The following is a 12,874-nucleotide window of genomic DNA, read 5'->3' as shown; positions in this document are numbered from 1 at the left end:
GTCACATCATACCTCTTCAGAAGACTATTTTATGATGGCGGAACAGGGGTATCGCCAATGCTGATATTATTATGGCTCATCGCTAAATGATCAAAAATCAGGCAGCGGAGGGTTCCCGATGTTGACTGACATAATGCAGTGGCGTCATTCCATAGAACTCTTTGAAGACGGAGATAAAGTATGAAGTACTGTTATATCCGCACAGCTGAGATACCTGTGAAATGTTTTTCCCGTCCATCATTAATTGATTGACGGCATAACGCATACGACACGTGGTTATTATTTGACTGTAACTTGTATTTTCATTTTTTAGCTTTTTCTTTAACAAACTGGGACTCAGGCATAAGCAACTAGCGACCATGCTTAAATTCCAGTCTTTATGAATATCGCTCTCAATGATGTGGTAAACGCTGTCGCTGATGCGATTGCGTAACATATGCATAAGTAGGGAGATAAACTTTTTGCTGTCGAGAAAACGCGATAATACGGTGAACAGTAGCGAACGGGTACGCTCATTTTCGCCTTCGTTTTGCGTTTCCATCACGCTGTGTTGAGCGGCAACCCGAAAGACATCCGGCGTCAGGCATACGGCGGTCATCACCGGATTGGCGCTACGTTGCCAGAGAGGGAACTGTGAAAGATCTTTATTTAAAAATCGTAGATAGTCTTTAATGACATCGCGACTGATATGTACGACCAGTGCGTTATTAAGTGAAGAAAAATCGATAATATTATTATCACACGCCACCAGAGCCATGTGGTTAGCTTTTAAACTGATGGCTTCTTTACCGTTAATCCTTAACCAAACATCTTTCTCCGTTAATACAACAACACAAGCTTCTTTGCTGCAAAGCCTCATACCCAAACTCCCGGAATATGAACATCAAATACCGTAACTCAGCACCTGCTGAGTAATCGCGGCTAAAAAAAATTGTATGATGAATCAAGACAAGCGATAAAATAGCGTGATTTTTAGTAATTACAATATCTGTAGGGATTCTTGGCATGTACATAATTTTTTACGCAAGTGGCAACGTACTATTTGCGTATAAAAAAAGCGCGGGGTGGTCCCGCGCAAAAGGTATGACAATGTTATTGTTTTGCAGCAATACTCAGGAATTACTCAACTATCACACGTCAACCTTATAAAAAATAGACTATCTAAAAAACGACATTAGGCTTTCACGCACATGACGTGATACACACCGTCAATAATTTCCGTTCCTTCGGTTTCATGTTCAAAGCCAGGAAAATGATGATCCCAGGATTACAACGAACGTAGATAACTAATCTGCGGGCTGTTGGCATCGCCAAAGTTTTCCCCGGACAGCAGCATTGGAATTCCCGGTGGGTAAGGAATGACGGAGTTGGCTGCGATACGACCCGGCAGATTTTCAATCGCCACCATCTCAACGTTATCGCTGACTATCGCGTTATAGGCTTCACGCGGGGTCATTTCAGCAACAGGCAGGCCAGAGTAGGCCGCATTGAGTCGGCTACCTGGGTTATTTTCTTTCAGCCAGGCGAACATGGTGTCGCCCAGATCGTGAATACCCATGTTTGCGTAAGTGTCAGGATGTTCCTCTACCAGTTCCGGCATCACCTGTGAGAGCGGAGTATTGGCATCATAGTGGTGTTTGAAAGAGCACAGTGTGTTTATCAGCGTGCCCCATTTACCACGGGTGATCCCCATTGAGAACAAGAACATAATCTGGAAATCGGTGGTACGGGTCGGTACGATGCCGTGGCGGCTAAGCCAGGCGGTAACCAGCGCCGCCGGAACACCGGTCTGTTCCAGTTCACCATCATCACCCATACCTGGCGCCAGAATACTGTAGTGGTCAAGTAATACTGGCCACAGTTTTACAGTAAAAATGGTATCTGTTCTCAGACTCTTCCGGCGTCAGTCCACCGTTATAATGGTGAGGTCTGACGCTGTTGTAGTAGTTCAGTATGTAATCATTAATTTGCTGCCGGGCCTCGTCCTTGCCTGCATAACCATGTGCTGGCACCCATTCTGTTTTCAGACTGCGGAAGAAGCGTTCCATTGGACTGTTATCCCAGCAGTTTCCCCGTCGACTGACGCTTTGTTTTATTCTGTAACGCCAGAGAAGTTGCTGATATTTCAGACCTGTATATTGGCTTCCCTGGTCGCTATGGAACATGACATCACGCGGTTGACCACGCGTTTCATAGGCCATCCGCAGGGCACTGCTTATCAGTGCGGTATCGGCATGTACTGACAGACTCCAGCCGACAACCCTGCGGGCAAAAAGATCCATGACGACCGCCAGATAGCACCAGCGATTTCCTGCCCAGAGATACGTAATGTCTCCGCACCACACCCGGTCTGGTTCGGGCACAGCGAACTGACGCTCGAGCAGATTCGGCAGGCAGGTATGCTCCTGACGGGCATTTTTGTACTGATGTTTTCCGGGCTGATAACTGCTCAGGTTCAGATATTTCATCAGACGTCCGGCACGGTAACGGCTCATCGCGACGCCGTTTTGGGTCAGCATGTCAGCCAGAGTGCGTGCCCCCGCAGAGCCCCGACTCTGGTTCCACGCCCGACGTATTTCGCTGCACAACCTGACGTGTACCGGATTAACCATATCGCGTCGTTTTCGCCAGTACCGGTAACTGCTGCGGTGTATTTCCAGCGCGGAGCACAGGCTGACAACCGTGTGGCTGTCACTCAGTCTGGCAACTATCGTGAACCGTTCAGCGAGTCGGACATCAAGAGCGCAGTAGCCTTTTTTAATATCGTATTTTGTTCCTCCAGACGGCGAACCTGCTTTTCCAGCTCGCGGATACGTTGCTGGTCTGGAGTAATGGGCGTGGCAGTGGGCGTAATCCCCTGGCGCTCTCGTCTGAGCTGGCGTACCCAGGACTCAAGCGTGGTAGAACCAACATTCATTGCTTCACTGGCTTGTCGATATGAGTAGCCTTTATCAACAATCAGCTGTGCACATTCCAGCCTGAACTCAGGGGTGAAAGTACGTTTAGTTTTCTTGTTCATTAAGTCACCTGTTTTATGTTGTGGTGAGAATATCACCTTTAATCAGGTGGCCAAATTTACTGTGCCACTACATACTGACTTTAATGGGGTCCAGCATGCTCCAGTTATCTGGCAGGTCTTTAAACCCATGCCAGGATTCACCGGGGCGCATTACCCAGCAGTTCTGGTCGGTCGTCAGGAGTTGGGTTGGCGCATCGGCAAAGTCATAGGTTTTTCCGGTCTGCGGATCGGTAACCACCTCTTTGTTCCACGGTTTGAAGAACCAGTCGCCCTCAGCCGTGAATTCTTTGTACAACCGTGCCATCGCCTGACGGAAATCGACGGCTTCATCGATCACTTCCTGGGTGAGCGACAGGCCACTGTTACCGTCCATCATGGAAACTGCCACGTCGTTTGATGCACAGATGGCATACAGCGGAGACGTGGTGGCGTGCATCATGTACGCCTGGTTAAAGCGGGAGAAATTAACCGCGCCACGGCCTTCACGGACGTGAATGTAAGATGCCTGAGAGAGCGCATTCAGCAACTTATGGGTCGAGTGGGTGGCAAAAACGGTGGGGCCGTTATGGTCGCCAGGTGCACCACGCATAGCGTAGTGATCGGCATAAATCGGGTTGAAACGCGCATAGCCGTACCAGGCTTCATCGAAATGAATGCGATCGCTGGTCTGGGCTAGCAGGTCTTGCGCCTCTTTTGCGTTGTAGCAGACGCCGTCATAGGTGCAGTTGGTTACAACGCTATATGACGGTTTCTGTCCGGTTTTGTCTTTTGTCAGTGGGCTTTCGCTGATTTTTCTTTGCAATGTTTCGGGCTGCATTTCCTGCGGGTAGATAGGCCCGATAATGCCGTAGCGGTTGCGGCTTGGTACCATGTACACCGGTTTTGCCCCGGTAAGAATGAGCCCTTGTTCAATGGATTTATGGCAGTTACGGTCCAGCACTACCACATCGTTATCAGTCATGCATGCCTGCATGATGGTGCGGTTAGAGCCAGAAGTACCGACCACCACGGACCATGAGTGGTCAGCGCCGAAGACACGTGCGGCATATTTTTCGCTTTCACCAAACGCGCCAGTATGGTCAAGCAGTGAACCCAGTGATGCGCGTTCAATACCCATGTCGCTACGGAATAGGTTTTCACCGTAGTAGTCATGATAGAAACGACCGGCCGGCGTTTTAGTAAATCCCACGCCGCCCTGGTGACCAGGGGCTGCCCAGGAATATTCGTGAATGTCACTGTATTTCATCAGCGCGCTGAACAGCGGTGGTAACAGCTGTTGGCGGTAACGGGTCATCGCAGCAACGGCGCGCCCGGCGATAAAGTCAGCGGTATCTTCAAGAATCCAGGCGAATTCATCGACAAGCTCCAGCAGATCGCGATCCAGCGATGCGGTGGCTTTTTCCCGATCGCCCAGCAGGAAAACGGGGACGTTTTGCTGGCGTTCGTGGAGCTTGCCGATCAATTGCCTGACATTCAGGTGTTCATCTTGTTGTTCCATTTGATAGCTGAACATCAGGCAATCGATGGCTTCATTTGCCGCGAGGATGGCATAACCATCGTCGAATGAGGTGGATTTAATGACGGTAACATTTTGGCGACTTAAGGCATCAGCCAGACGCTCAACAGCGCTACCAACCCAGGTGTCCTGATGCAGAAACTCACTTTCAACAATTAATACTTTCATCATCTTTTACCCGGTAGTGGAGAGGTTGCAATTTATGGATTGCAGACACACCGTATGAATGTGACGCAGGCAAGTATTATCCTGACAAATTGGGCTGTAAAGTGGCTGATAAATGAGCGTATTTTATTTTTATTCCTTTATAAACAAACAGTTAATATTCATCGAAGGCAGTTTTTCAGCATTGTTTATCGACAGGGGAATTATTTTTTTGGCTGATACTGATATTGCCGAATGGGGTGTGCTGTCAGTGGGCATGTGTTTGCGCCATCCGACGCTTATCCGGCTATCGATTGTCGATGTTGCTGGCTCAGTTTTCGCCCGAACGAAAAGGCGAACTGAGTTTTTGGGAGTACTCGGTGCAGAAGCCGGACGTTTTTCTTGCGTCCTCATGACACCATTGCGTCATCACCCCACGTTCTGGAGAGTCATGATGTCTGCACCCAAAATTACTTTTATCGGCGCGGGATCTGGATATTGATCCTGCTTCGTTGCGTTATTGTTGCGCCGGGATCAACCATATGGCGTTTTATCTGCAACTGGAGCGTAAAACGGCTGATGGGACCTATGTCGATCTCTATCCGGAACTGCTGGCAGCTTATGCAACGGGCCAGGTCCCGAAACCGAATATCCACGGCAATACTCGCTGCCAGAACATTGTGCGTTATGAAATGTTCAAAAAATTGGGTATTTCGTCACCGAGTCGTCGGAACACTTTGCTGAATACACGCCGTGGTTTATCAAACCGGGTCGTGAAGACCTCATTGACGCGCACGGTGAGTGGTTGCCGGCCTGGTTGCATCAATAAGGTCCATCTTGCGTCTGCCGGATGAACGTTATCGACATCCGGCAGTATGTATATTTAGTTGGCGATTACCAGTCCGTAGCGACGCAGCTGTGCACAGTGAACTCGCGCCAGTACAAGCACTGTCGTTAGCGCGCCGAGCAGGGCGCAGAACATATCCGACTGGGTATCCCATGGATCGCCCTGCGTACCCAGGAAGTCATCCGCGCCTTGCCCCATCGCCAGTGCCGCCCACCATTCAATGAGCTCATAGGTGGCGCTGATTGCCAGTGCTACGCAGCAGACTAAAAACGCTAACATCTTGCGGCCGCGGACAATATTGCCGCGGACTAAAATCTCTCTTGCCGTCAGCGCTGGCACCAGTCCCTGGAAAAAATGACCCAGTTTGTCATAAGGGTTGCGACTGAGATCCAACCACGCCTGCACTTCAAAACCAATGGGGACTTTGGCATAGGTATACATGCCGCCAACCATCAAAATGATGGCATGAAAGAAGATAAGCGTGTAGAGCATGGGAGTCAGCGGGTAGCGCTTCATGGTGGCGAGCAGCAATGGCACAACAATAATGACCGGCGTCACTTCCATCAGCCAGGTCAATTTTTCGGTGGCACAGAAGCCAGTGTAGATAAGGATCAGCGCCAGCACTATAGCGCCAGTGTTCAGTATTACAGGATTCAGTGTGCGGAGCATGGCGAATTCACAAGTAATGGAAAATATTACTATTCACTGTGAACGGCAAAAATTCAACGCCAGTTAATGGGGGGATAAAGTTGGCCCGGGGGGATCACTGGGCTGGCCCCAAAAATTTGGTGTCAGTCCAGTGCCGGGCCGAATAGGTTACTTCGCGCAGTTAGCGCATTGTTTGCTCACGATTTGCTGGAAGAAATCGTTGCCTTTGTCATCGACCAGGATGAAAGCAGGGAAATCTTCAACTTCGATTTTCCAGATAGCTTCCATTCCCAGCTCTGGGTATTCCACGCATTCCAGATGCTTAATGCTCTGTTGCGCCAGTACAGCTGCCGGACCACCGATGCTACCTAAGTAGAAGCCGCCGTGTTTATGGCAGGCGTCGGTCACTTGTTGGCTGCGGTTACCTTTCGCCAGCATGATCATGCTGCCGCCATGGGACTGCAGCAGGTCAACATAGGAGTCCATACGACCCGCAGTGGTTGGACCCAAAGAACCGGACGGGTAACCTGCAGGCGTTTTGGCCGGACCCGCGTAGTAGATCGGATGATCTTTCACGTACTGCGGTAAACCTTCGCCGGACTCAATACGTTCTTTTAACTTCGCGTGGGCAATGTCACGACCGACAATGATAGTACCGCTCAGTGACAGACGAGTAGAAACCGGGTACTGAGAGAGCTGGGCGAGGATCTCTTTCATTGGGCGGTTAAGGTCAACTTTAACCACTTCACCTTCACCCGCCTGGCGTAGAGATTCCGGAATGTACTGACCTGGGTTATGTTCCAGTTTTTCAATCCAGATCCCTTCGCGGTTAATCTTGGCTTTAATATTACGGTCTGCGGAGCAAGAAACGCCCATACCAACCGGGCAGGATGCGCCGTGGCGAGGCAGTCGAATCACGCGGATGTCGTGAGCGAAATATTTCCCGCCAAACTGGGCGCCGAGGCCGAGTTTCTGGGCCTCGATCAGCAGTTCTTGTTCCAGTTGCAGATCGCGAAATGCCTGACCGTGAGCGTTACCTTCAGTCGGCAGCGCATCATAGTAGTGTGTGCTGGCCAGTTTCACCGTTTTGAGGGTGCTTTCTGCTGACGTACCACCAATTACAAATGCGATATGGTACGGCGGGCAAGCTGCAGTCCCCAGCGTACGCATTTTCTCAACCAGGAAGTTTTTCAGTTTGCCGGGAGTCAGCAGTGCTTTCGTTTCCTGATACAGATAGGTTTTGTTGGCAGAACCGCCGCCTTTTGCCACGCACAGGAATTTATATTCGTCGCCGTCCACGCTGTACAGGTCGATTTGCGCAGGCAGGTTAGTGCCGGTATTCACTTCTTTGTACATATCCAGCGCCGCGTTTTGCGAGTAGCGCAGGTTATCTTCAGTATAGGTATTAAATACGCCTCTGGAGAGCGCCGCTTCGTCACCGCCGCCGGTCCAGACACGTTGACCTTTTTTACCCATGATAATGGCCGTGCCGGTATCCTGACAGGTTGGCAATACGCCTTTGGCGGCAATCTCGGAGTTTCTCAGGAATTGCAGCGCAACATACTTATCGTTTTCGCTGGCTTCAGGATCATGGAGTATGGAGGCGACTTGCTGTTGGTGTTCAGGGCGAAGCATGAAGGAGGCATCGTGGAAGGCTTGCTGGGCCAGTAGCGTAAGTGCTTCAGGCGCTACTTTCAGGATTGACTCGCCTTCAAACTCGCCGACGCTGACGTGATCGGATGTCAGCAGGTAGTACTCAGTTTTGTCTTCCCCCAGTGGGAAAGCCGCCTGGTAAGTGAATTCAACTTTTGACATTTGCTTCCAGCCTTTTCATTTTTATCAGGAATTTAAAAATTCTCTGCGTCTTAACGGTGGCGTGCCGCACCATAGCGGACGGCACGCGAAGTGTGATTACAGGAAACCGTACATTGCGGCGAAGACCCAACCAAAGACACAGGATACGCTTACGCCGATCAAACCAGGCAGAATGAAGCTGTGGTTGATAACGAAACGGCCAATGTGGGTGGTACCTGAACGGTCAAACTGAATAGCAGCCAGATCGCTCGGGTAGGTCGGCAGAATGTAGTAACCGTAACAAGCCGGAGCAGAAGCAACGATGTACGCTGGATCAACCCCGATAGCCAGTGCGACTGGAACGATAGCGGCCAGCGCTGCAGCCTGAGAGTTTACAAACTTGGAGACTAACAGCAGGACGATCGCATAGGCCCACGGATGTTCTTTCACCATCTCGCCCAGTACGCCCTGAATTTCAGACATATGCGCACCGAACATGGTTTCGGCCATCCAGGCAATACCGTACACCGCAACAATCGCGATCATACCTGAACGGAAGACTTCATTTTTTGAGATAGATGCGGGATTCGTTTTGGTTAAGATGATAATCAATGCGCCAGTCAGCAGCATGAACATCTGGATAACCAGGACCATTGACAGCGGTTTGCCACCAAAAGAAGGGCGCAGTTCAGATACTGCACCGAGCACGGCAACAACGGCGATGGCAGCGAGGAAGATCCACATTGCCAGCCAGTTACTTTTCGGCAGTTTTTTGTCTAACAGTGTTGCCGTGTCGCCATACACATAGTGATGGTTTTCAGGTACGGAAATAAACTTCTGGAACTCTTCATCTTTATCCAGATCTTTACCACGGAACCAGCTGAAAATACCGATAGCCAGGATACCCAGCAGGGTAGACGGAATGGTGATGCCAAGCAGGTCGAGGAATTCGAGGTGCTTGCCTTCAAATGTCACGTTACCCAGCATCGCAACCAGCGAGACAACGGCTACAGAAACCGGACTGGCGATAATCCCCATCTGTGCACCGATAGAACTCGCCGCCATTGGGCGTTCCGGGCGAATATTGTTCTTAATGGCGACGTCATAAATGATCGGCAGAATGGTGTACACCACGTGGCCGGTACCGCACAGGATAGTCAGGGTACAGGTAACAAATGGTGCTACGATAGAAACGTATTTTGGGTTACGACGCAGCAGCTTTTCAGCAATTTGCAGCATAACGTCAAGACCGCCGGAGGCTTGCAAGGTTGCAGAAGCGGCCACCACGGCAATAATAACCAGCATTACATCAACAGGGGGTTTACCCGGCTGGAGATGGAACACGAAAACCAGAATAACCAGGCCGATACCGCCTAACAAACCCAGCGCGATACCGCCCTTTCTGGCACCATAAAACAAACATATTAATATTATGAGAAGTTGTATACTAAATAACATTTTATTTACCCTCGCGAAAAACCCAGTCAATTTTTTGAAAAATGGATCTGTGGCACATTCTTTTTTGCCGGAATAAGCATCAAAAAATGGTCAGTATTCGATATGTCCGTATTTGCGATTAATGTTTAAATGTCTGGCTAGAATGTATTTATAACTTTCTGGAAATATTTAGCTTTTTTCTATGGCATTGATCAGAGGAGAGAATCCTCAGGCGATGGGAAGTAGGGCTGGTTATGAAGCGCTGCGGCTGACGCTGTAGTTGGGCTGGCTTACACCGGTTTTCCGGGGGCTGACCGTTGGTTCTACATTGTCCGCTATTACGTAAAACACCGGTATACCAGGTGAGTGTATTCTTTATGTGATCGCGGTCACGCCATGTCATGTGGTAATGAGTCTGGCGTACGGATACGTTTATTTGCTCACAAAAATGTACGGTGTCCATAGTACGTAGCATGGTCTCCATTGCTACCAGTCTAGATTTTTATGTCTGATGAAATTCAGACTAATCCTTTAGGAGTAAAAATACACACTCTGTGGGTTAGTTAATACTTAATTAACTTTTGTTAGCGATTTTGAAATTAAAAACAGTGTGATGTTTATCAATAACAAAATAATGAATTTAACATGTTTGATACAAATATATTTGATCTAACGCAAATTCACTATTTATCTGTTTTAGCGGGACAAAAAGGGATTTTTCATTATTTTAATAATTGTTACTTTTATATAACGAATAATCCCTGGGGGAGCGTTTTATTGGCAGTATTGTTTAAGTAATGAGTAATGCTCAGCCTGAACGCGGTAGCGGTAAACCGGTCGGCCAGTAACACCATAATGGATACTGGTAAATAAGATATGACAATTGACGAGCCAGATAAGGTATTTACGGCATGAGACCCGGGAGATATTGACCTCGTTCGCCAGTTCATCCGTGGAGAATTCCTGGTCCTGGTGCTCATCAATCCACTGACACAGCGTACGTAACGTTTGTGGTGTCAGCCCCTTGGGTAAGCGCCGCGTTTCCTGCTCGCTGGAAGAGCTACCATGAATCAGTTGGTCAAGCTCTGACTGTTCATAGTACTGATGCTTCTCCATATCCGTTTTCTTCTGCAGCCAGTTGGTTAAGGCTTCTTCAAAGCGTGAGGCCTGAAATGGTTTGATCAGATAATCAACGACACCGTAGTGGAGTGAGTCTTTAATGGTTGTCGCATCGGCGGCGGAGGAGATGACGATGACATCACATTTACAGCCTTCGCTGTGCAGAATGGGTAACAGGTCCAGACCGTTTTCTTTCTGCATATAAATATCCAGTAGAATCAGGTCAATACGATGTTCGCCATGAAAGATGATCTCTTTGGCTTTTTCGAGAGTAGAGGCCGTTCCGCAGCAATGAAAACCAGACAGCTGCGCGACATAACGGCGGTTTAACTCCGCTACCATTGCATCGTCATCGACAATTAAGACATTGATCATCTGCTGGCCCTCTCACCATTCCACGGTAACTGTACAAAAAATTGGGTGAAGACCCCAGGTTCGGATTCGACGGAAATATTGCCGCCAACGTTTTCAACCTGCTGTTTCACAAGTGCTAAACCGACGCCTCGTTCGGTTCCTTTTGACGAGACGCCCTTCTCAAAGATGTGGTCAATGCGTTCGGGGGCGATCCCCGGACCATCGTCATTCACTTCGCAATGCAACCAGCCGTGTCGATAATGTAAGGATACGCTGATCTCACCCCCCGGTTCTTGACCTAGCGCCTCCAGGGCGTTTTCAATCAAATTACCCAGCACGGTGATCAACACTGCCACCTGATCTTCATTACTATTTTCCGGCAACTGGCTTTCATTACTAATGATCAGACTATGACCTAAATCAGATGTGCGATTAATCTTACTGAGTAAAAAGCCCGCGATCACCGGTGATTTTATTTTGCCTAACAGTGAGCCAATCTCTTCCTGATAATTGTTGGCCGTCTTAATGATATAATTTTCCAACTGCTTATAACTTTTCAGGTGCAATAATCCCAGAATCACGTGTAACTTGTTCATGAATTCGTGGGATCGTTCACGAAGTGCATCGGCATAGTTAACCATACCGTCCAGACGTTGCATGAGTTTTCGGACTTCCGTTTTGTCTCTGAACGTTGAAATTGCCCCGATGATTCTGCCATTGCTGAGTACTGGAACGGTGTTGATTAAAAGCAGCCGGTCCTTCACCGTGATCTCCTCATCACGGCGTGGCGTTCCATCACGTAGCACCTGCGAAAGATCAACTACCTGAGACCATGCATGGCTGAGTGTGGAGAGTTGGGCATCATCCTGCGACTTTCGGTAATCCAATAGCTCCTGGGCGGCCTGGTTTATTAGCGTGACCTCACCACTATCATCAACGGCAATGACCCCCTCCTTTATAGAGTGCAGCATCGCCTGGCGCTGTTCGAACAGGTTGGATATTTCATAAGGCTCCAGACCAAACAGAATGCGTTTGAGAACCTTCACCAATACCCAGGTACCTAGTAACCCAACCAGAACGCCAAATAAGATAGACCAAAAGATACTGCCGCGGCTGTTATTGATCTGTTCGGTGACCCTGCTTAACTCGAGACCGATCGACACAACCCCAATCTGCTGGTGATGATCGTCATAAATAGGGGTGAAAACGCGTAGCGCTTTAGCCAGAAAGCCGCGATTAATGGCAACGTTCTCTTTGCCCTGTAACGCCAACAGGATATCGTCGCCTTTAAACGGTTGGCCGATACGTTGTGCTTCAGGGTGCGAATAACGAATGCTTTTCATATCCGTGACAACGATGAATAAAAAATCGTTGCGCTTATTTACCGCTTGAGCAATTGCCTGGATGCCGCTGTCCTCAGGCTTTTTCTTGAGCCCCTCGCGGATTTCAGGAGAGTTTGCCAACGTTCGCGCGACCGCAAGCGCTTTGTCTGCTAAGGCATCACGTGTCGTGTTGCTGATTTGCGAGAAGTAAATCAAATGAACGACGAGTAGCACAGAGAAGAGGACCGCGCTGACCATGAGGATCACGGTTGTGCCGAGTTTCATCGGGCGTTTGCGTATAGCCGTTCGTTGCAGAGGGTGTCTCATCGCAGTCCTGGAATCACTGTTTGTGCGGGTATTATCGCCTGATGAGGTACGTAATTCAAAGGTAGTAGGGGATCCGGGCACTCCCGCCGCCATCCCTTCTTATATATGTAGTAGAAAACGGGCATCCGTTATTTTCTTTCTATATAGAAAAGAGGATTCAATGTTGGTTTCTTCTTTTTCCGGGATGTGATGCAGGAAATATTGACGGCTTTGTGGATAACTCTGTGTGTAAATGGGTATAAGGCGGGGGTCTGCTGGGGATTGCAGCAGTCAGTCATTTTTCTGTCATTTAAGGGTTGCGGGTTGAGGGAAACTCCCTATAATGCGCCTCCATCGACACGGCGGAT

The 12,874-nt window shown here is 49.0% G+C and carries 8 protein-coding genes and 3 pseudogenes; 2 read left to right on the top strand and 9 right to left on the bottom strand.

The annotated features are described in order from the left end of the window. Positions 1-97: 97 nt before the first annotated feature. The 4 genes and pseudogenes from SK32_RS22115 to adiA all read right to left on the bottom strand — a co-directional run. On the bottom strand, positions 98-859 hold the full coding sequence (locus SK32_RS22115) for an AraC family transcriptional regulator (RefSeq protein ID WP_048213867.1): 762 nt from the start codon (positions 857-859) through the stop codon (positions 98-100). A gap of 315 nt (positions 860-1,174) precedes the next feature. Continuing rightward, positions 1,175-1,834 (bottom strand): annotated as a pseudogene (locus SK32_RS22110) (arginine decarboxylase); the annotation flags it as partial. A gap of 7 nt (positions 1,835-1,841) precedes the next feature. Then, positions 1,842-3,055 (bottom strand): IS3 family transposase gene (locus SK32_RS25865; protein WP_148735742.1). Its coding sequence is split into 2 segments (ribosomal slippage): positions 1,842-2,761 and positions 2,761-3,055, totalling 1,215 coding nucleotides; the frame shifts between segments, so codons are not numbered across the junction. 34 nt (positions 3,056-3,089) lie between these two features. Continuing rightward, positions 3,090-4,703: pseudogene (gene adiA / locus SK32_RS22095) on the bottom strand (arginine decarboxylase); the annotation flags it as partial. A gap of 112 nt (positions 4,704-4,815) precedes the next feature. Between adiA and SK32_RS22090 the strand changes: the two are divergent. Together SK32_RS22090 and SK32_RS22085 are read left to right on the top strand one after the other, a co-directional pair. Next, on the top strand, positions 4,816-5,181 hold the full coding sequence (locus tag SK32_RS22090) for a hypothetical protein (RefSeq protein WP_048213865.1): 366 nt from the start codon (positions 4,816-4,818) through the stop codon (positions 5,179-5,181). Further along, positions 5,162-5,475, top strand: a pseudogene (locus SK32_RS22085) (alpha-glucosidase/alpha-galactosidase); the annotation flags it as partial. The gene SK32_RS22090 and the pseudogene SK32_RS22085, both read left to right, overlap by 20 nt. 87 nt (positions 5,476-5,562) lie before the next feature. Here the strand turns inward: SK32_RS22085 and SK32_RS22080 are convergent. From SK32_RS22080 to SK32_RS22060, 5 genes are all read right to left on the bottom strand, one after another. After that, positions 5,563-6,195 carry a DUF2238 domain-containing protein gene (locus SK32_RS22080; protein ID WP_048213863.1) on the bottom strand — a complete coding sequence of 211 codons (633 nt, stop codon included), beginning with the start codon at positions 6,193-6,195 and terminating at the stop codon, positions 5,563-5,565. 147 nt (positions 6,196-6,342) lie between these two features. Then, complete coding sequence (fumA, locus tag SK32_RS22075; protein ID WP_048213862.1) at positions 6,343-7,989, bottom strand: class I fumarate hydratase FumA; 1,647 nt, start codon at positions 7,987-7,989, stop codon at positions 6,343-6,345. Positions 7,990-8,085: 96 nt separating this feature from the next. Beyond that, complete coding sequence (gene dcuB, locus SK32_RS22070; protein WP_048213861.1) at positions 8,086-9,426, bottom strand: anaerobic C4-dicarboxylate transporter DcuB; 1,341 nt, start codon at positions 9,424-9,426, stop codon at positions 8,086-8,088. 753 nt (positions 9,427-10,179) lie between these two features. Then, on the bottom strand, positions 10,180-10,899 hold the full coding sequence (dcuR, locus tag SK32_RS22065) for a two-component system response regulator DcuR (RefSeq protein WP_048213860.1): 720 nt from the start codon (positions 10,897-10,899) through the stop codon (positions 10,180-10,182). Then, entirely contained in the window at positions 10,896-12,527 is a 1,632-nt protein-coding gene (locus tag SK32_RS22060; protein ID WP_048213859.1) for a sensor histidine kinase, read from the bottom strand. Before SK32_RS22060 ends, dcuR begins: the two co-directional genes overlap by 4 nt. Between the last annotated feature and the right edge of the window lie 347 nt (positions 12,528-12,874).

This window comes from Citrobacter sp. MGH100, assembly GCF_001034465.1.
GTDB classification, from domain to species: Bacteria; Pseudomonadota; Gammaproteobacteria; order Enterobacterales; family Enterobacteriaceae; genus Citrobacter; species Citrobacter youngae.
The sequence above is the reverse complement of the archived record's forward strand: the minus strand, read 5'-3'. Positions and strand labels throughout refer to the sequence as shown.

Bases quoted from the DNA above. Each gene is read 5' to 3' on its own strand.
- SK32_RS22090 (WP_048213865.1), top strand. From the start codon at position 4,816: ATGAGCGTATTTTATTTTTATTCCTTTATAAACAAACAGTTAATATTC.
- fumA (WP_048213862.1), bottom strand. From the start codon at position 7,989: ATGTCAAAAGTTGAATTCACTTACCAGGCGGCTTTCCCACTGGGGGAA.
- dcuR (WP_048213860.1), bottom strand. From the start codon at position 10,899: ATGATCAATGTCTTAATTGTCGATGACGATGCAATGGTAGCGGAGTTA.
- SK32_RS22060 (WP_048213859.1), bottom strand. From the start codon at position 12,527: ATGAGACACCCTCTGCAACGAACGGCTATACGCAAACGCCCGATGAAA.
- dcuB (WP_048213861.1), bottom strand. From the start codon at position 9,426: ATGTTATTTAGTATACAACTTCTCATAATATTAATATGTTTGTTTTAT.
- SK32_RS22080 (WP_048213863.1), bottom strand. From the start codon at position 6,195: ATGCTCCGCACACTGAATCCTGTAATACTGAACACTGGCGCTATAGTG.
- SK32_RS22115 (WP_048213867.1), bottom strand. From the start codon at position 859: ATGAGGCTTTGCAGCAAAGAAGCTTGTGTTGTTGTATTAACGGAGAAA.